General features: G+C 75.7%; 15 protein-coding genes. 13 read left to right on the forward strand and 2 right to left on the reverse strand.

Annotated elements, in window-relative coordinates; all coding sequences use genetic code 11:
- Positions 1-49: 49 nt before the first annotated feature.
- On the reverse strand, positions 50-508 hold the full coding sequence (locus NX801_RS19440) for an NUDIX domain-containing protein (RefSeq protein WP_258789047.1): 459 nt from the start codon (positions 506-508) through the stop codon (positions 50-52).
- A gap of 658 nt (positions 509-1,166) precedes the next feature.
- Here NX801_RS19440 and NX801_RS19445 point away from each other — a divergent pair.
- From NX801_RS19445 to NX801_RS19485, 9 genes are all read left to right on the forward strand, one after another.
- A complete protein-coding gene (locus NX801_RS19445; protein ID WP_487403420.1) occupies positions 1,167-1,904 on the forward strand; it encodes an NsdA family TPR-like regulatory protein in 738 nt (245 codons plus the stop codon).
- Complete coding sequence (locus tag NX801_RS19450; protein ID WP_258789049.1) at positions 1,901-2,455, forward strand: GNAT family N-acetyltransferase; 555 nt, start codon at positions 1,901-1,903, stop codon at positions 2,453-2,455. The genes NX801_RS19445 and NX801_RS19450 overlap by 4 nt, the downstream gene beginning before the upstream one ends.
- Before the next feature lie 327 nt (positions 2,456-2,782).
- Positions 2,783-6,679, forward strand: a complete 3,897-nt coding sequence (locus NX801_RS19455; protein ID WP_258789050.1) for an ABC transporter ATP-binding protein — start codon at positions 2,783-2,785, stop codon at positions 6,677-6,679.
- A 280-nt stretch (positions 6,680-6,959) separates the two neighbouring features.
- The gene (locus NX801_RS19460; protein WP_428986182.1) at positions 6,960-7,406 is read left to right on the forward strand and encodes a hypothetical protein; all 447 of its coding nucleotides are present in this window, start codon (positions 6,960-6,962) and stop codon (positions 7,404-7,406) included.
- Between the two features lie 111 nt (positions 7,407-7,517).
- Positions 7,518-8,294, forward strand: a complete 777-nt coding sequence (locus NX801_RS19465; protein ID WP_258789051.1) for a 2OG-Fe(II) oxygenase — start codon at positions 7,518-7,520, stop codon at positions 8,292-8,294.
- Positions 8,295-8,441: 147 nt separating this feature from the next.
- On the forward strand, positions 8,442-10,349 hold the full coding sequence (locus tag NX801_RS19470; protein WP_258789089.1) for an AlkA N-terminal domain-containing protein: 1,908 nt from the start codon (positions 8,442-8,444) through the stop codon (positions 10,347-10,349).
- Positions 10,346-10,852, forward strand: coding sequence for a methylated-DNA--[protein]-cysteine S-methyltransferase (locus NX801_RS19475; protein WP_258789052.1), 507 nt, complete (start codon positions 10,346-10,348; stop codon positions 10,850-10,852). Before NX801_RS19470 ends, NX801_RS19475 begins: the two co-directional genes overlap by 4 nt.
- 142 nt (positions 10,853-10,994) lie before the next feature.
- A complete protein-coding gene (locus tag NX801_RS19480) occupies positions 10,995-11,726 on the forward strand; it encodes a 2OG-Fe(II) oxygenase (RefSeq protein ID WP_258789053.1) in 732 nt (243 codons plus the stop codon).
- Positions 11,727-11,881: 155 nt separating this feature from the next.
- Positions 11,882-12,655 (forward strand): Ada metal-binding domain-containing protein, encoded by a 774-nt coding sequence (locus tag NX801_RS19485; RefSeq protein ID WP_258789054.1) that lies wholly within the window; start codon positions 11,882-11,884, stop codon positions 12,653-12,655.
- A 31-nt stretch (positions 12,656-12,686) separates the two neighbouring features.
- On the opposite strand, the gene NX801_RS19490 is transcribed toward NX801_RS19485, so the two are convergent.
- The gene (locus NX801_RS19490; RefSeq protein ID WP_258789055.1) at positions 12,687-14,237 is read right to left on the reverse strand and encodes an FAD-dependent monooxygenase; all 1,551 of its coding nucleotides are present in this window, start codon (positions 14,235-14,237) and stop codon (positions 12,687-12,689) included.
- A gap of 337 nt (positions 14,238-14,574) precedes the next feature.
- Between NX801_RS19490 and NX801_RS19495 the strand changes: the two genes are divergently transcribed.
- The 4 genes from NX801_RS19495 (at position 14,575) to NX801_RS19510 (ending at position 19,352) form a co-directional block, all read left to right on the forward strand.
- A complete protein-coding gene (locus NX801_RS19495) occupies positions 14,575-15,456 on the forward strand; it encodes a 2-amino-3,7-dideoxy-D-threo-hept-6-ulosonate synthase (RefSeq protein WP_258789090.1) in 882 nt (293 codons plus the stop codon).
- Complete coding sequence (locus NX801_RS19500) at positions 15,453-16,676, forward strand: 3-dehydroquinate synthase II family protein (RefSeq protein ID WP_258789056.1); 1,224 nt, start codon at positions 15,453-15,455, stop codon at positions 16,674-16,676. Before NX801_RS19495 ends, NX801_RS19500 begins: the two co-directional genes overlap by 4 nt.
- Before the next feature lie 115 nt (positions 16,677-16,791).
- Positions 16,792-18,300: a class I adenylate-forming enzyme family protein gene (locus tag NX801_RS19505; protein WP_258789057.1), complete on the forward strand. Its 1,509-nt coding sequence runs from the start codon at positions 16,792-16,794 to the stop codon at positions 18,298-18,300.
- A 32-nt stretch (positions 18,301-18,332) separates the two neighbouring features.
- Positions 18,333-19,352, forward strand: a complete 1,020-nt coding sequence (locus NX801_RS19510; protein ID WP_258789058.1) for a bifunctional transcriptional activator/DNA repair enzyme AdaA — start codon at positions 18,333-18,335, stop codon at positions 19,350-19,352.
- Positions 19,353-19,355: the final 3 nt, after the last annotated feature.

Raw genomic sequence — 19,355 nt, forward strand, 5'->3', positions numbered from 1 at the left:
TCATGGGGAGCCAGCAACCGGGGAATGCCGATCAGCCGGGGGGCGAGAGTCAGGCGGGGGGTGTCTGCCCCAGGATCAGGGACCGGTGGGATTCCTGAACGCCCTCCGGCAGCTCGGTCGGGGAGAACCACTGTGCCTCCAGGATCTCAAATGAGTCGATCTTGAGTTCACCGCCGGCCAGGGCCGCCTCGTATGCCACTTCGATCCGCAGTTTGTAGCCGCTCTTGAGGTGGACCAGCCGACCGACCTTGGCCTCCAGCCCCGTTTCCTCGCGGACCTCTCGCACCACTGTGGCGCCGAACTCCTCGCCCTTGCGCGCATATCCGGTGGGCAGCCCCCATTGCCGCCCCTCGGGCCACATACGGTGGCGCAACAGCAGGACGCGCCCCCCGTCGTCGCGCACGACGCCCGTCACGCCGACCATGAACTTCGCGTGCGCGAGCCACAGCACCCGCCACTGCGCGGGTCCACGGATGATGCGCCACATCCAGGCGATCAGTCGCTTCATGTCGTCTCTCTTCTCGGGTGCCGAGCCCCAGGAGCGGCCGGGGCGTGCCGGCGGGCGGCTCGGGGACTGTCCAACGCCGTCGACCGGGTCGCGACACGGCTGTGGTTCCCGGACGCCGGGTGCCGGGAGCCGGGAGCCGGGAGCCGGGTGCCGTGGAGACGCGGAGTACTCGGAATACGGCGCCCGTCACTCGTACCCCTGCCGCGGTCGGGCACAGGTGTCGCGGCAGTGCTGTACCAGTGCACCGTCTTCCTCGGCGCGACGGGCCCGGGGAAACCGGACGTCTGGGCGGACTTTTCGCATGGCCGGGGCGGCCGGGCACTACGGTGGGGGAAACCGCAGTCGCGAGGATGGCGGGCAGGGCCGTGAGCAGACTGGCGCAGCTGAGGCGAGCAGCCGGGTACACACAGGAATCCTTCGTCGGAGCCTTTGCCCGGGAAGCCGCACGCCTAGGCGTCGACGCGTCCATGGGGGTGCGGCAGTTACGTCGATGGGAGCGCGGGGCACCCCCGCCGCTGCCGCACCCGAGCCAGCAGATCGTGCTGGAAGCGATGTTCGGGGTGCTGCTCGGCGAGATGGGTTTCGACCTGCCCCGGCACCGGATGTCGGTCTCGGCGCCGCGTCGTACACCGGCCGCATCGGGCGGGAGTTGCAGACGATGCTCGCGGAGCTGCAGGGCCACCGTGCCTGGTACGGCTACGACAGCGGGCACATCGGTCGGGGCCGTGCCGCGTGCATGGAGGCGCTTGCCGCGGCGCAGCTCGTCGGCAACCCCCTGCTGCAAGTCTCCGTGCTGGAGACCCTTGTGCTGCTCGCGATCAAGGCGGAGCGGTCCTGGGAGGCAGCGAGCGCGGTGGAGAGCGCCTACCGGCTCGCCGGCCGATCAGCGGCCGGGCACACCGTGCACCTCGTCATCGCACTGCGCGCAGCCAACGTGGCGACCTGCACGGGGGACCTGGCAGGGGCACGCCGTGCGCTGAGCCGGGCCGTCAGCCACCAGGGACGCGCGGACACCGACACCGAAGTCCCCGGCTGGGCGCGATTCGTCGGACCGTTCGAGGTCGACTACGCGACTGCCGACATGTATGTACGGGCCCAGCAGCCCAAGCGCGCCGTGCCGTTCCTGCGCGCGGCCGTGCGGGGCATCGGTGGCAACCTGGCTCGTAACAGCGCCTCGTACCGGGCGAGGCTCGCGGGTGTACTGCTCGACGCCGGCGAGGTCGACGAGGCGTGCGCGGAGATCAGCGCCGTGCTGGACATCTGCGGGAGGATCTCCTCGCCACGGCTGCTGAACAAGGTCCGAGCCTTTCGGCGTGCCGCTGCCAGAGTGGACAGCCCGGCAGCCCGGGCGTGTGGCGAGCACATCCGCGAGACCCTGCGAGGAGCTGTCACATGACGCGGGGGGACACCGTCACGGTCGGGGGACTGGACGGGCGGGCCGCCGAGCAGGCCGAAGAGGCGTTCCGGCTCGTCTATGCCGAGGTGTTCGCCGAGTCCCCGTACAACGAGGACGAGGAGGACGTCGCGGCTGCCTTCCGGCGCTTCCGCTCAGGGACCCGCAAAGCCGGCTTCCGTGCCGCACTGGCGCGTGACACCGGGGACGAACCGGTCGGCATCGCCTACGGCCACCCGCTCAGTGCGGACACCAGGTGGTGGGGCCGGCTCACGGAGCCGGTGCCGGACGACATACGGCGCGAGGACGGCCGGCGCACCCTCGGCCTCCTGGAACTCGCCGTGCGTGAGCGGTGGCGGGGGCAGGGCGTCGCCCGTCGGCTCCACGAGACGCTGCTCGACGGGATCGAGGCCGAGCGGGTGCTGCTGAACGTCCATCCGGACAGCACGGCGGCGTCGGCCGCGTACCGGTCATGGGGGTATCGGAAGGTGGGCGAGGCGCGGCCGTGGGCCGGGGCGGACCCGCACGATGTGCTGCTGCTCGTTCTGCGCTGACCGCTGACCGCTGACCGCTGACCGCTGACCGCTGACCCGGCCCGGGGCCCCGCCCTCACCCCCGTCCCGGCTCCCCGGCCCAAGGCCCCCGCCCCCCCTCGGCCCAAGGCCCCCGGCCCCCGGTCCAAGGACCCCACCCCCGGTCCCGGGGTCCTGGGACCCCGGTCCCGGCCCGCCCCGTCGGAGGTCCCGGGGTGGGGCCGACCATGGGACGGGGTTCGGCGGGCCGGGGGGTCGGCGGGATGAAAAGCGCAGGTGCCCGTGTTGGTGCCTTCCGGCGGACCCGGCGACCGGAGCGGTGGGCGGGGCGGACGACGGGAGGCAGCGGTGGCGGCGGCGGAGCAAGGATGGGCACGAAGGCTCTGGGGGTATGCCTGGCGCCACCGGGCGGACGTGCTGCTCGCGCTCGGCTCGTCCCTGGCGGGGATGGCCGTCATGGCGGTGGTCCCGCTCATCACCAAGGTCGTCATCGACGACGTGATCGGCGCCGGCACCCGGTCGCTGTCCACCTGGACCGGGCTGCTGGTCGCCGCCGCGCTCGTGGTCTACGGGCTCACCTATCTGCGCCGCTACTACGGCGGTCGGCTCGCGCTCGACGTGCAGCACGATCTGCGCACCGAGATGTACGCGACCATCACCCGGCTCGACGGGCGGCGGCAGGACGAGCTGTCCACCGGGCAGGTGGTCGGGCGGGCCACCAGTGACCTCCAGCTCATCCAGAGCCTGCTGTTCATGCTCCCGATGACGGTCGGGAACGTGCTGCTCTTCGCCATCTCGCTGGTGATCATGGCCTGGCTGAGCCTCCCGCTCACCCTGGTCGCGCTCGCCGTCGCGCCCGCCCTGTGGTGGATCGCCCGCCGCAGCCGGGCGCGGCTGCACCCCGCCACCTGGTACGCCCAGGCCCAGGCCGGACAGGTCGCGGGTGTGGTGGACGGTGCGGTCAGCGGCGTACGGGTGGTGAAGGGCTTCGGGCAGGAGGAGCAGGAGGCCGGCAAGCTGCGCGCGGCGAGCCGCAAGCTGTTCGCCGGGCGGTTGCGCACCATCCGGCTGAACGCCCGCTACACCCCCGCGCTCCAGGCCGTGCCCGCGCTGGGACAGGTCGCCATGCTGGCGCTCGGCGGCTGGCTGGCCACCCACGACCGGATCACCCTCGGCACCTTCGTCGCCTTCTCCACCTATCTGGCCCAGCTCGTCGGGCCGGTCCGGATGCTCGCCATGGTGCTCACCGTCGGCCAGCAGGCCCGGGCGGGCGTGGAGCGGGTGGTGGAGCTGATCGACACCGAGCCGGTGCTCACCGACGGCACCCGGGAGCTGCCCGCCGACGCCCCGGCGAGCGTCGAGTTCGACGACGTGACCTTCGGCTACGAGGAGGGCCGGCCGGTGCTGGACGGCTTCTCCCTGGAGATCGCGGCGGGCGAGACCGTCGCCCTGGTCGGCGCCTCGGGCAGCGGCAAGTCCACGGTCTCGCTGCTGCTGCCCCGGTTCTACGACGTGAGCCGGGGCGCCGTCCTGGTCGGCGGGCACGACGTCCGGGAGCTGACGCTCGCCTCGCTGCGGGCCGCCACCGGTCTCGTACCGGAGGACAGCTTTCTCTTCTCCGACACCATCCGCGCCAACCTCGCCTACGGCCGCCCCGGCGCCACCGACGAGGAGATCACCGCCGCCGCCCACGCCGCCCGGGCCGACGGCTTCATCGGCGAGCTGCCGGACGGCTACGACACCACCGTCGGCGAGCAGGGGCTCACCCTCTCCGGCGGCCAGCGCCAGCGGGTGGCGCTGGCCCGGGCGATCCTGGCCGATCCCCGGCTGCTGGTGCTGGACGACGCCACCTCGGCCGTGGACGCCCGGGTGGAGCACGAGATCCACGAGGCGCTGCGCTCGGTGATGGCGGGCCGCACCACGCTGCTGATCGCGCACCGCCGCTCCACCCTCAACCTGGCCGACCGGATCGCCGTGCTGGACCGGGGCCGGGTCGCGGACACCGGCACCCACGAGGAGCTCCAGCGGCGCTCGGCGCTCTACCGGCGGCTGCTCACCGACCCCGACGAGCTGGGCGCCGCCTCGCCCGGCCACGACCCCGGCACACTCGGCGGCGCCACCGGCACCGGAGCCGGCACCCGCACCGAGGACCAGGGCCTCCGCGCCGGGGACCAGGGCCTCCGGGCCGAGCTGGACGCGGAGTTCGACGCCGAGCGCGGGATCACCCCGGCGCTCTGGCAGCGCGCCCCCGAACGCCCGGTTCCGGACGGCGCCCCGGACACCGACCCGGACACCGCGCCCGGCGCCACCCCCGAGCTGCTGGCCCGGGTGGCGGCGCTGCCCCCGGCCGACGACGTGCCCGGGGTGGACGAGGCCCTGGCCGTGACGCCGGAGGCGTCGTACGGGCTGCGCAGGCTGCTGCGCGGCTTCGGCGCGGCGCTGCTGATCAGCCTGGGCCTGGTCGCGGTGGACGCGGGCGCCGGACTGCTGCTGCCGATCCTGATCCGGCACGGCATCGACCAGGGCGTGGAGCGGACCGCGATCGGCGCGGTCTGGGCCGCCTCGGCGCTGGCCCTGCTCACCGTGCTGGTCCAGTGGGCCGCGCAGACCGGGGAGATCCGCAAGACCGGCCGGACCGGTGAACGGGTGCTCTACGCGCTGCGGCTGAAGATCTTCGCCCAGCTCCAGCGGCTCGGGCTCGACTACTACGAGCGCGAGCTGACCGGCCGGATCATGACCCGGATGACCACCGACGTGGACGCCCTGTCGACGTTTCTCCAGACCGGTCTGGTCACCGCCTTCGTCTCGCTGGTCACCTTCCTCGGGATCATGGTGGCGCTGCTGGTCCTCGACCTCCAGCTCGCCCTGGTGGTCTTCGCGACCCTGCCGGTGCTGGTGGTCGGCACGGTCTTCTTCCGCCGGTCGAGCGTCCGGGCGTACGAGCTGGCGCGGGAGCGGATCAGCGCCGTCAACGCCGACCTCCAGGAGTCGGTGGCCGGACTGCGGATCGTGCAGGCGTTCCGGCGGGAGGCGGCGGGCGCCGAGCGGTTCACCGCGCGCAGCCTCGCCTACCGGGCGGCCCGGGTGCGCGGCCAGTGGCTGATCTCGCTGTACTTCCCGTTCGTCCAGCTGCTGTCCTCGGTGGCGGCGGCGGCCGTGCTGATCGTGGGCGCGGGACGGGTGGAGGCGGGCACCCTGACGACCGGCGCGCTGGTGGCGTACCTGCTGTACATCGATCTGTTCTTCGCACCGGTGCAGCAGCTCTCCCAGGTCTTCGACGGCTACCAGCAGGCCACCGTCTCGCTCGGCCGCATCCAGGAGCTGCTGCGCGAACCCACCTCCACCGCCGCCCCGCGCGAACCGCTGGACGTGCTCTCACTGCGCGGCGAGATCGCCTTCGAGAACGTCTCCTTCGGCTACCGCGCCGTCGCGTCCTCCGAGGGTAAGCTGTACGACTCCGCGCCGGTCACCGCGCATGACCAGGGCCCGGGCCCGGCCGACCCGGCCGCCCCGGAGGCCCCCGCCCCGGGCGGCACCGGGGCCGGGCCGACCGCGCTGAGCGGGATCGAGCTGCGCATCCCGGCCGGACAGACGGTGGCCTTCGTCGGGGAGACGGGCGCGGGCAAGTCGACGCTGGTCAAGCTGGTGGCCCGGTTCTACGACCCGACCTCGGGCCGGGTCACCGTGGACGGCGCCGATCTGCGGACGCTGGACCTCACGGCGTACCGGCACCGGCTCGGGGTGGTGCCCCAGGAGGCGTACCTCTTCGAGGGCACCGTCCGGGACGCCATCGCCTACGGCCGCCCCGGCGCCACCGACGCCGAGGTGGAGGCGGCGGCCCGGGCGGTGGGCGCGCACGAGATGATCGCCACCCTGGACGGCGGCTATCTGCACGCGGTGGCCGAGCGGGGCCGCAACCTCTCGGCGGGCCAGCGCCAGCTGATCGCCCTGGCCCGGGCCGAGCTGGTCGACCCGGACGTGCTGCTGCTGGACGAGGCGACGGCCGCCCTGGACCTGGCCACCGAGGCGCAGGTCACCGAGGCCGCCCGGCGGCTGGCCGGACGGCGTACCACCCTGGTGGTGGCGCACCGGCTGACCACGGCCGCCCGGGCCGACCGGGTGGTGGTGATGGAGCACGGCCGGATCGCCGAGGACGGCAGCCACGACGAGCTGCTGGCCCGGGGCGGCCGGTACGCCGAGCTGTGGCGGACCTTCCTGGGCGAGGAGGCCCCGGCCCGGGCGTGAGCGGGCGGCGGAGCGGGCGGGGTGGCGGGGCCCGTGCGGAACGGGGGCAACCGTTCGGCGCCGCTCTGCGTCGTACGCATGTACGCCTGTACGTCAGGGGGCGCATCCGCGCGCCCGTGGCGGAAAGCCGACAGGTGACCGGAGCCGCCCGCACGCCGGGACGGGCCCCGCGGTCGCCACAAACGTCGGCAAGACCGAAACGGCCGTCAAGACCGACACAGCCGACAAGGCCGGCAAGAAACCGATAAGCAGCGCCAAGCCGCCGAAAGAGGGGGACGCCGTGTTCGACGGGGCCACCGGGGCCACCGCCCGGGATACCGCCCGTTCGCGGGCCCGCCTGCTGCCGCCCCGGCCGACGACCGCCAGACTGCTGGCGGTGCTGCTGGCCGTGGCCGCGCTGGCGCTCGCCGCACCCGGTGTCCAGCGGGCCGAGGCCGCCACCTCCTGCCCCGGCCGGCTGGTCAAGAAGATCCCCTTCGCCACCGGTGAGCTGCGGCTCTACCGGAACCGCCAGTACGCCTGCGCGATCACCGTCGCCAAGGCCCCCGGCAAGCCGCGGGCGATGCTCGTCTCGATCCAGGCGCGCGGCGGCCGGGCGGCGGTGGACGCCGGCCGCTTCACCCGCCAGGCCGGCCCGGTCACCGTGCACGCCCTCAACCGCTGCGTCCGCGCCGCCGGGGCCTCCGGCGGCGGCCGGGGCGTGTCCACCGGCTGGATCCTCTGCTGACCTCCCGGGCAGGCGGCTCGGGCCGCCTCCGGCGGTGCGGCGGCCGGTCGCCGTCAGCGCCATGACCGAAATCCGCCAGCGTCCGGCCCGTTCCGGGGTCAGGATGGAAGGGTGGACCGAGCACTGCTGCCCGACGAGCCAGCCCTCTTCGACCTCCCGGACGACGGCGGGCCCGCCCCGCGCGCCCACGGCGGGCTGCTCGCCGGTCTCGACTGGGAGGCCCTGTACCGGGAGCTGAACACCCGGGGCGTCGCCCTGACCCCGCCGCTGCTCACCCCCGGCGAGTGCGCCGCGCTCGCCGCCACGGGCGACCGGCCGGAGCTGTTCCGCTCCCGGGTGACGATGGCCCGGCACGGCTTCGGCAGCGGCGGCTACGCCTACTACGCCGACGCGACGACGCCGGAGCCGGTCCGGGCCCTGCGAATGGGCCTCTACCCGGGCATGGCCTGGATGGCCAACCGGTGGGCCGCCCTGCTGGGCGAGCGCCGGTACCCCGCCACCCTGGACGCGCTGCTCGCCGAGTGCGCCGAGCGCGGCCAGCACCGGCCGACCCCGCTGCTGCTGCGGTACGGGCCGGGCGACTGGGCCGGGCTGCACCAGGACGTCTACGGCGAGCTGGTCTTCCCGCTCCAGGTGGCGGTGCTGCTCTCCGCGCCGGACACCGACTTCACCGGCGGCGAGAGCGTCTTCGTGGAGCAGCGCCCGCAGGCCCAGTCGCGCGCCGTGGTGGTGCGCCCCGGGCTCGGCCAGGGCGTGATCTTCCCGGTGCGCCACCGGCCGGTGCGCGGCCCGCACGGAATCCGCCGGCACACCGTGCGGCACGGCACCGGTGAGGTGCTGAGCGGCCGGCGGGCCGTGCTGGGGGTGATCTTCCACAATGCGCGCTGAGCGGGACGCCCCGGAGTGTCCGGGACGCCCCGGAGTGTCCGGGAGGGTCCCGGGCGTCCCGGCCGGACCGGGACGGCCGGGACGACGGGAAGCGGGGAGAGCCGGAGTGACCGGGGTGAGCCGGGGTGAATCATGTCCGTTGAGACGATGAACGACGACAGCCGCTACGCCGCCGTGCGCAGCCGGGACGCCCGGTTCGACGGCGAGTTCTTCTTCGCCGTCACCACGACCGGCATCTACTGCCGCCCCAGTTGCCCGGCCACCACCCCGAAGCGGGCGAACGTGCGGTTCTTCCCGACCGCGGCGGCGGCCCAGGGGGCCGGGTTCCGGGCCTGCCGCCGCTGCCGGCCGGACGCGGTGCCGGGGTCGGCCGGGTGGAACGCCCGGGCCGACATGGTGGGCCGGGCCATGCAGCTCATCGGGGACGGGATCGTGGACCGGGAGGGCGTCGGCGGTCTCGCCGCCCGGCTCGGCTACAGCGCCCGGCAGGTGCAGCGCCAGCTCAACGCCGAGCTGGGCGCGGGCCCGATCGCGCTGGCCCGGGCGCAGCGCTCGCACACCGCCCGCATCCTGCTCCAGACCACCGACATGCAGGCGGCCGAGATCGCCTTCGCGGCCGGGTTCGCCAGCGTCCGCCAGTTCAACGACACCATCCGCGCCACCTACGCCGTCACCCCCGGCGAGCTGCGCCGGGCCCGGCCGGCCGGGTCGACCAGGTTCGGACCGGTGGCCCCGCCGGACGGCTCCGCCGGGGTGGCCCGGCGGCTCGCCTACCGGGGGCCGTACGCGGCGGCCGAGGTCTTCGACCATCTGGAGCGGCGGGCGCTGGCCGGGGTCGAGGAGGTCACCGGGGAGCGCGGCACCCGGCTCTACCGGCGCACCCTGCGGCTGCCGTACGGGAGCGGCATCGCCGAGGTGCAGGAGGCCAAGGGCGACGGCTGGCTGGAGTGCCGGCTGCACCTCAGCGACCTGCGCGACCTGACCACCGCCAGCCAGCGGGTGCGCCGCCTCTTCGACCTGGACGCCGACCCGGAGGCGGTGCTGGAACGGCTGGGCCGGGGCGACCCGGACTCGCCGCTCGCCCGGCTGGTGCTGCGCCGCCCCGGGATGCGCTCACCGGGCACGGTGGACGCCCATGAGCTGGCCGTCCGGGCCGTGCTGGGCCAGCAGGTCTCGGTGGCGGCCGGCCGGCGGCTCGGCGGGGCGCTGGTGGCGGCGTACGGGGAGCCGCTGGAGTGGCCGAGCGGCGGGCTGACCCATCTCTTCCCCCGGGCGGCCGAGCTGGCGGGCGCGGCGCTGGAGGAGATCGGCATGCCGGCCGCCCGCCGGGCCACCGTACGGACCCTCTGCGAGGCCCTCGTGGACGGAGCGGTGGTGCTGGAGGCGGGCGCCGACCGGGACGCCGCCGAGGAGGCGCTGCTGCGGCTGCGGGGTGTCGGGCCCTGGACGGCCGGCTACATCCGGATGCGCGGCCTCTCCGACCCGGACGTGTTCCTGCCGTCCGACGTGGCCGCGCTGGCCGGGATGCGGGCCTGCGGGGTGGCACCCGCCGGCCACGAGTCCTGGCGGCCCTGGCGGTCGTACGCCATGGAGTACTTCTGGCGCGCGACGGCGACCACGAGCACGACCGCCGCCCCGGCGGCCGACGGCACGGCGGGCCCGGACGGCGCCGGCGGTACGGACGGTACGGGCCTCCCGGCCGGTGCGCGCCGGCCGGTCCGGGCGCGGGTGCCGCGCGCCGTGCCGGTCCCGGTGCGGACCGGCTCCGTGCCCGCGCCCACCGGGGCCACCGGAGGCCCGGGAACCGCAGGGGCCACCGCGTCCGGCGGGTCGGCCCAGGCCCCCGGGACCCTTGGAACGGCCCCCGGAACGGCTTCCGGGACGGCCACCGGCGGGGTCGGGGCCGCCGGTCCCGGGCGGTCGGCGCGGCTCGCCGGGTCGCGGGAAAGCGACGTCCGAAACCCGCCGGAAACCGGAGCCGCCGGACGGCAGAGTGGAGCCATGGGGCACTCCGCCCCCATGACGCACACCGTCCCCGGAAGGGGCACACCATGACGACCGTCCACACCACTCTCGACAGCCCGCTCGGGGAGCTGGTGCTCACCGGGCGGCGGGACGCCTCCGCCCCCGGCGGCCTCGTGCTCGCCACCCTGGCCGTGCGGGGCGGCCGGGGCGGCACGGACCGGCCCGCCGGGGACCGGGACGACGCCGCCTTCGCCGCCGTGGCCGAGCAGCTCGACGCCTACTTCGCTGGCACCCTGACCCGCTTCGACCTCGCCTGCGCGGAGTCCGGCTCGCCCTTCGAGCGGCGGGTCTGGGAGGTGCTGGACACCATCCCGTACGGCACCACCACCACCTACGGCGCCGTCACCGGCCGGATCGGCGAGCCGCCCGGGGCCGCCCGCCGGGTGGGCGCGGCGATCGGGGCCAACCCGCTGCTCGTCGTCCGCCCCTGCCACCGGGTGATCGGCGCCGACGGCTCGCTGACCGGATACGCGGCCGGGCCCGAGCGCAAGCAGCGGCTGCTGGCGCTGGAGGGCGCCACCCTGCCCCTGTAGCGGGCGCCGCCCTCCTGCCGCGCGGGAGGCGTCCCCCGCTTTCCCGACGGGCCGGCCCCGACGGATCCGGCCCCGTCCGACCCACACCTCCCGGCGCGTCCGCCACCGGCGGTCCGCCGGCACGTCCCACCAGGTGAGGCACATGACGACCACCGAGATCAAGCCCTCCGCCGCCCGCCGTGCCATCGACACGGCCGACTGGACGGAGCTGGCCGAGCAGTTGGACGCGTACGGCTGCGCCACCACGTCCCGGCTGCTCAGCCCGGCGCAGTGCCGGCAGATCGCCGGGCTGTTCGAGCGGGACGAGCTGTTCCGCTCCACCATCGACATGAACCGCCACCGGTTCGGCTCCGGCACCTACCGGTACTTCACCCATGAGCTGCCCGAACCGATCGCGGACCTGCGCCGGGCGTTCTACCCGCATCTGCTCGCCGTCGCCCGCGACTGGGCGGAGCGGCTCGGCCGGCCCGCGCCCTGGCCGGACGAGCTGGACGAGTGGCTGGACATGTGCCACCGGGGCGGCCAGGACCGGTCGGCGCAGATCCTGCTGCGCTACGGCGCGGGCGACTGGAACGCGCTCCACCGGGACCTCTTCGGGGACCTGGTCTTCCCGCTCCAGGTCGTCATCGGGCTCGACGAGTACGGCGCCGACTACACCGGCGGCGAGTTCCTGCTGGTCGAGCAGCGGCCCCGGGCCCAGTCGCGCGGCACCTCGGTCGTGCTCCAGCAGGGCTGCGGCCTCGTCTTCACCACGCGGGACCGGCCGGTGAAGAGCAAGCGCGGCTGGTCGGCCGGACCGATGCGGCACGGCGTCAGCACCGTCCGCTCCGGGCGCCGGCACGCGCTGGGCCTGGTCTTCCACGACGCCTCGTGAACCGGGGAGCCCCGATACCCGGGCCGCCGGAGGGCCCCGGGGCGACGGTCCCGCCCGGACCGCCACCGGAACGGCCCGGGTCACCGGTCCCGCCCGGGCCGGCCGCGCGGGAGTACGTCCTGCTGGACGCCGCCGGGAGGCCGTACCGGAGCCCGGTGCCGGGTACCCTCGGCGGACACCGGCGCGGGCGGCTGTACGGGAGGCTGGACTGCCCGTCCGCCCTGCGCGCGCTGAGCCGGGGCGGGTACGCCCGCGAGCGGGTCTTCTTCGCCGACGAGGCCACCGCGCGGGCCGCCGGCTACCGCCCCTGCGCGGTGTGTCTGCCGGCGGCGTACGCCCGCTGGAAGGCCGCCGCCGGGCCGGCCGCGCAGGACCCGGGCGGGGGGCCGGACGGGGGTCCGCCCGGGGAGGCCGGGGAGTCCCCGCTGGTGCATCCGGGGGAGCGGGCGGCGTACGGGGAGCTGCCCGCGCCCGTCCCGCACACCCGGGCCGAACTCGACTCCATCGTGCGCCAGTTGGTGGCCCACCGGCCCCGGGTGGAGGCGGTGGCGGTCGGACACGGCCGGGCCGCCGCCTCGGTGGCGGCGGCCGGTGCGTTCACCGCCGCCTGGGAGGCGCGCGGCGGCACGGTCCTGGCGGTGGTCGACTGGCCCGAGACCGCCGCCTCCTGGCTGCGCCCGGCCCGCCGGCTCACCGCCGGGGCGCCGGACGCCTGGGTGATCGCCGCCGCCCCGTACGGCTTCGTCCAGCTGGCCCGGCGGCTGCGGCACAGCACCGACTGGGACCCCGCCCGCACCTGGGCCTTCGGAGCGCTGAGCGACTCCCGGCTGCCCGCGCTCGCCGGGCCCGGGGTGCTGCACGGGCTGCGCGGCGCCGCCCCGGACGGCGCACCGTGGGAAGTCCGGGGCGGCTGGGTCACCCACCGCTGAACAGCGGTGAGAAGCACGGCTGTTGGTGCGGTCAGCCCTCCGCCGGGCGGCCGAGCCAGCGGGTGAGGGCGGTGCGCAGGGCTCCGGTGTCGGTGGCGTCGTCGTGGGCCGACCAGAGGGCGTAGCCGTCCGGGCGGACCAGCAGGGCGCCGGTGCCCCAGCCCTCGTCGGCGGCGGTGGCCCGGACGACCCGGACCCGGCCGGCCCAGGGGCGCCCGGCGTCCGCGAAGGCGCCGTCCCCGGTGAGGTCCAGCAGCAGCGGACGGCCCGGGTGGAGCAGCTCGGCCAGCCCGGTCAGGCCCTCGGCGGTCTTCACCGGACGGCTGGGCACCATCCGGCCGGCCAGCGGATCGGCGGCCCGGCCGCCCACCGGATACGCCACCCCGGCGCCGGTGATCATGGTGCTGAGGTAGGCGTTCACCTGGTCGAAGCCCATCAGCTCGGTGAACAGCTCGCGCAGCGCGTCGGTGCGCGGGTCCGGGTCCATCAGCGCCACCTGCGCCCGGACGTTGTGCAGCACCGCCGCCGCCACCGGGTGCCGCTCGTCGTGGTAGGTGTCCAGCAGCCCGGGCGGCGCCCAGCCCCGGAGCTCCGCCGCCAGCTTCCAGCCCAGGTTCAGGGCGTCCTGGAGCCCCAGGTTGACGCCCTGGCCACCGGCCGGGAAGTGCACATGGGCGGCGTCCCCGGCCAGCAGCACCCGGCCCCGGCGGAAGCGCTCGGCCAGGAAGGAGGCGTCGCTGAACCGGGAGATCCAGGCGGGTCGGTCCATCGGCACCGGCCGCCCGGCGATCCGGGCCACCTCGTCCCGCAGCTCCTCGACACCGGCGGGCGAGCGCCGGTCCCGGTGCGGGCCCCGGTAGTCGTAGGTGCACACCCGGCTCAGCCCGTACGGGTTGATCCAGAGCAGCGTCCAGCCGCGCGGGGTCCGCTGCCAGCCGGCCGGCGCACCGGCCGGGTCCAGCAGCCGGACCTCGCCCATCAGCGCGGCGACGGTCGGCTCATGGCCCGCGAACCGGATGCCGCTCAGCTTGCGCACCGCCGAACGCGCCCCGTCCGCGCCCACCACCCAGCGCGCGGTGAGCCCGCTCTCGGTGCCGTCGGCGGCGCGCAGGGTCAGCCGCACCCGGTCCGGCTCCTCGGCCAGACCGACCAGTTCGGCGTCCCGGCGCACCCGGGCGCCCAGCCGCTCGGCGTCCGCCGCGAAGACCTGCTCCGCGTACGCCTGCGGGCTGCCCACGATGACCGGGCCCTCCTCCACCACCCGGGAGAGGTCCAGCTCGAAGAGGGAGGCGAAGTGGAACCGTACCGGCCCTCCGGGGTCCCGGGGCGCGGCGTACCGGCCGGGCTGGACGGCCTCCAGCAGCCCCCGGCGGTCCAGTGCCTGGGCCGTGCGGGCGTGCAGGGTGCCGGCCTTGGAGATCCCGGTCGGCTCCGGCAGCTTCTCCAGCACCGTCACCCCGACGCCCTGGAGCGCCAGTTCCCGGGCGAGCAGCGAGCCGACCGGCCCGCCGCCGACCACGGCGACCTCGGTGTCCACGGTGTCTTCGGCACCCGTGGCGCCTCTGGCATCCCTGGCATCCATGGCGTCCTCGGCGTTCGCGGTGTGTTCCGCGGTGTGCCCCGCGCCTGGTGTCTCCCCGGCTTCCGCCCGCATCCCGCGTCCCCTCGGTGTGTTCCGGTGTGTTCCCGTGTGTGCGTGCTTCCGGTGCGGCGGCCGGCGCGGTGCCGGCGGCGGACCACCGCACGGCCGCCACTCGGGTAACACCGAAGCGGCCCGGAGGGTTGCCGGTCACCGGCCGGCCGCCGGCCTCACCCCGTCCCACCTGCGGGAAGGATTTGGCCCGATTCTTCAGTGGCCCTTGCGACAGTGCAGCCATGAGACAAAGCCGTCGCGAACGAAGGGGCGAGTCATGACGACGATGCCGCTGACCGGGAAAGCGCTGCGTCTGGAGCGGCTGTCCCGCGCCGGGGACGGCCGGTATCTGTTCATCCCGCTCGACCACTCCGTCTCCGACGGCCCGATCGTCAGCGCGGCCGGATTCCCGGGTCTGGTGGCCGACATCGGGGCGGGCGGCGCCGACGCGGTGGTGGTGCACAAGGGCCGGGCCCGGCTGATCCCGCCGGAACTGCTGCGGGGCACCCGGCTCGTGGTGCATCTGAGCGCCAGTACCGCCGCCGCGCCGGACGTCGACGCCAAGGTGCTCGTCGGCGATGTCGAGGAGTGTGTGCGGCTGGGCGCCGACGCGGTGAGCGTCCATGTGAACATCGGCTCCGACACCGAGGCCGCGCAGCTCGGGGACCTGGGCACGGTGGCGGCGGAGTGCGAGCGCTGGGGCATGCCGCTGCTCGCCATGGTCTACCCGCGCGGACCACGGGTGGCCGACCCCACCCGGCCCGAACTGGTGGCGCACGCCGTCACCATCGCCGCCGACCTCGGTGTCGACATCGTCAAGACCGTGCTCGCCACGCCCGCCGAGCGGATGGCGGAGGTGGTGGCGAGTTCCCCGCTGCCCGTGATCGTCGCGGGCGGCGCCGGGGTCGGTGCCGCCACGAAGGACGGGGACGCCGGGGACACCACCGGTGTCGAGGCGTTCGCCCGGGCGGCGCTGGCGGCCGGCTGCGCGGGACTCGCCGTCGGGCGCCGGGTCTTCACCCACCCCGAACCCCGGCAGGCCGTGCGGAAGCTGGCCGCGATCGTCCACGGCCCCGGCCGCGTCCCCGGCTCCTCGTCGGCCTCCTCCGCGTCCTCGCCGGACGCGTCCTCCTCGTCGTCCTCACCCGAACTGGCAGGTGCCCTGTGAAATTCGCCTGGATCGACCTCCGTACCGTCTCCGCCGAGCACCGCGAGGGCGTGATCGACGCGGCCGTCCACGCCCGGGTGGACGGCATCGTGGACAGCGATCCCGCCACGCTCGCCACCCTCCCCGCCACCGTCAAGCGCATCCTCGTCGGCCCCGAGGGACCCGAGAGCCCCGAAGGCCCCGGAAGTCCGGTCTCCCAGGAGGCTCAGGGCGGCCCGGACGGCCCGGGCGCGCAGGAGGGCCGGGAGAATCCGGGGGGCGGCCAGGACGCCCCGGGCGGGCCGGGCGGTCAGGACGGGCTGATCGTGCTGCGCACGGTCGCCGGCCAGGACGACCTCAACCTCCTCCGCTCCCGCCATCTCGCTGGGGACAAGGAGATCGCCGCGCTGGTCGACGTGGTGGACGACCCGACCCTCACCCTCGCCTGCGACACCGCGATCGCCCTGCCGTACACGGTGGTGCGGTTCAAGGACCCGACCAAGATCCCGCTGGAGATCGTGATCGCGGCCGCCGACCGCTCGCCCGGCCAGCTCATCTGCAAGGCGGACGACCTGGAGGAGGCGCAGGTCATCGTCGACGTGCTGGAGAAGGGCTCGGAGGGCGTGCTGTTCGCGCCGCGTGACGCCAACGATGTCTTCGCCCTGGTCGAGATGTTGCGGGTGAAGACCCCCGACCTTCAACTGACCACCCTCACCGTCGAGTCGACCGAGCACATCGGTCTGGGCGACCGGGTGTGCATCGACACCTGCACCCACTTCGAGAAGGACGAGGGGATGCTCATCGGCTCGTACGCCCACGGGTTCGTCCTCTGCGTGAGCGAGACGCACCCGCTGCCGTACATGCCGACCCGCCCGTTCCGGATCAACGCGGGCGCGCTGCACAGCTATGTCTTCGGCCAGGACAACCGGACCAACTACCTCAGCGAGCTGAAGGCCGGGTCCGCCGTCCTCGCCGTCGGCGCCGACGGCCGCACCCGCCGGATCGTGGTGGGGCGGATCAAGCTGGAGTCCCGGCCGCTGCTGAGCATCAAGGCGGTCTCCCCGGAGGGCGTCGAGGTCAATCTGATCGTCCAGGACGACTGGCACGTCCGGGTCCTCGGGCCGGGCGCCGCCGTGCTCAACGTGACCGAGCTGAAGAAGGGCGACCAGGTCCTCGGCCATGTCGCCACGGACAAGCGCCACGTCGGCTGGCCGGTGGGCGAGTTCTGCGTGGAGAAGTGAGCCGCCGCCGGGCCGGTGCCGCGTCCCTCCGCGCGCGGCCCCGGCCCGGCGCCCGCCCCGGGCCGGGACGTCCGGCCCGGGGCGCGCGGACTCCGGAGGTGTGACGGGAGGGGCGATGGGCGACGTGACGGGAGGAGAGATGTCCGACCGGGAGCGACAGGACGACCGGGACCGACGGGACGACCCGAACCGGTGGGACGACCCGAACCGACGGGACGACCCGAACCGGTGGGGCGGCGGGGACTGGTGGCCGGCCGGGGGGCGGCCGGGGGCCGTCGATCCCCGTGCCACCTGGGCGCGGGCCGGCGAGGACGTGGTGTCCTTCGCCACGCTCCGCGCGGAGACCGGCCGGCTCGCCCGTGATCTGCGGTCGTACGGCATCCGCCCCGGCTCCTCGGTGGCCGTGCACGGCGTCCCGAGCTTCACCCAGCTCTGGTGCGTCCTCGCGCTCTGGTCGATCGGCGCCCAGGTGGTGTGGCTGGAGCAGTCGCTCTCCGCGGCCGAGCGGTCGGCGCTGCTCGCGCTGAGCACCCCGCAGTTCGTGATCACCCTGGGCGAGCGGTACGAGGACGCCGGGGTCTTCGTGGGCGAGTGCGAGGTGCTGGTACGCCGCAGGCCCGGCGGCCGGCCCGCCCGTACCGGGCACTGCCTGGTCCAGTTCTCCTCCGGTACCACCGGCCGTCCCAAGGCGGTGGGCCGCACCCGCGCCTCGCTGCTCGCCGAGGTGGCCCGGCTCGCCCCGCTGCCGCTGCCCCGTGCCGGGGAGCGGGTCGCCGTGCTGGAGCCGGTCGCCCACTCCTTCGCGCTCATCGGCGGGGTGCTGCACGCCCTCACGGCCGGCGCCTCGGTGGAGTTCCCGGTCTCCGGGGCCCCGGAGGCGCTGGTGGCGGCGGCGGGCCGCGCCCAGGTGGTGCTGGGCCGCCCGCACCACTTCGCCGCGCTCGCCGGGGCCGCCCCGGAGGTACGGCTGCCACTGCTGCGGCTGGCCGTCTCCGGCGGCGACGCGCTGCCCGAGGCGACCGCCGGGGCCTTCGCCCGCCGCCACGGGGTGCTGGTCGGCCAGGCGTACGGGACCACGGAGACCGGGCTCGTCGCCGCCGACCTCACCGGGGCGTACGGCCCCGGCTGCGTCGGGGCGCCGGTGCCCGGGGTGCGCACCCGGATCCGGGGCGGGGTGCTCCAGGTGTGGGTGCCGGAGTCCCCATATCCGTACGACCCGCAGGACGCCCCGCCCGGCGGCTGGCTCACCACCCACGACCTGGCCGCCCGCGACCCGGCCACCGGGGCGCTCTGGCTGCGCGGCCGGGACGGGCGGACCGCCTCGGGGGCGTACCTCCGCGAGATCGAGGAGGTGCTGCGGGCGCACCGGCACGTCACCGAGGCGGTGGTGCTGGGCCCCGACCCGGTGGAGGCCCATGTGACCGGGCCCGCCGAGCTGACCGGCGCCGAACTCTCCGCCTGGTGCCGCCGGTTCCTGGCCGACCAGGAGGTGCCGCGCCGCTTCCACGTGGTGCCCGAACTCGTCCGGTCGGCCAGCGGCAAGGTGCTCCGGGACCGGGCCCGGCTGCGCGAGCGCGGCTGGGCGCCGCCGCCCCCGGCCGGCCGCCCGGGCCGGTGCCGGTGACCCCCGGGGCGGGGGCCCCGGAGAAGGCGGCGGTGACCTTCGGGGCGGCGGCCCCGGACACGACTCCGGCCCCGGACACGGCGGCGGTACGCGTCCCGGGTGCCGCGCCGGTGGCGGCGGTCCCGGGTGCCGGGCCCGCGCCGGGCCCCGGGCCGGTGACCCCCGGCCGGTACACCACGGACGCCGAGCGGTGGCGGGCGGTACAGCGGCGGGACGAGGCGGCGGACGGGGCCTTCTACTACGTGGTGCGCACCACCGGCATCTACAGCCGGCCGTCCTGCGGGGCGCGGCTGGCCCGGCGGGAGAACGTCGAGTTCCACTCCTCGCTGGAGGAGTTGCGCGCCCGGCACTACCGGCCGTGCCGCCGCTGCCACCCGGACGAGCCGGACCCGGACCGGACGTACGCCGAGATCGTGGCGCGGGCCTGCGCGCTGATGGACACGGCGGTGGAGCCGCCCAACCTGGACGCCCTGGCCCGCACCGCCGGTTACAGCCGCTTCCACTTCCACCGGCTCTTCAAGTCGCTGACCGGGGTCACCCCGCACACCTACTGGACCGCCGTACGGGCCCGCCGGGTGCGGGCCCGGCTGACCGGCGCCCGGACCGTCTCGGACGCGCTGTACGCGGCCGGCTTCAACTCCAACGGCCAGTTCTACGCGGCCACTCCGGCCATTCTCGGGATGACCCCGCAGTCCTTCCGGGCCGGTGGCGCGGGCGAGGTGATCCGCACCGCCACCGCGACCGGCCGGCTCGGCCCGGTCCTGGTGGCCGCGGCCGGCAAGGGGGTCTGCGCGGTGCTGCCGGCCGGGCCGGACGACGCCCCGTACGCCCGGCTGGCCGAGCTGTTCCCGCGCGCCGCGCTCCGCCCCGGCGACGCCCGGTTCGCGGAGCTGGTGGCCCGCGCGGTGGCCCGGGCCGAGGTCCCGGAACCCGGCAGACGGCTGCTGCCGGGCCCGGTGCCGCTGGTCTGCCACGAGGAGCTGATCCGCCAGGAACTCCCCGGCCGCCGGCTCCGCGAGGCCCTCCACCCCCCGGCCGCGCGCCCCGCCTGAGCG

The organism is Streptomyces pyxinae, from assembly GCF_024756275.1.
GTDB lineage: Bacteria > Actinomycetota > Actinomycetes > Streptomycetales > Streptomycetaceae > Streptomyces > Streptomyces pyxinae.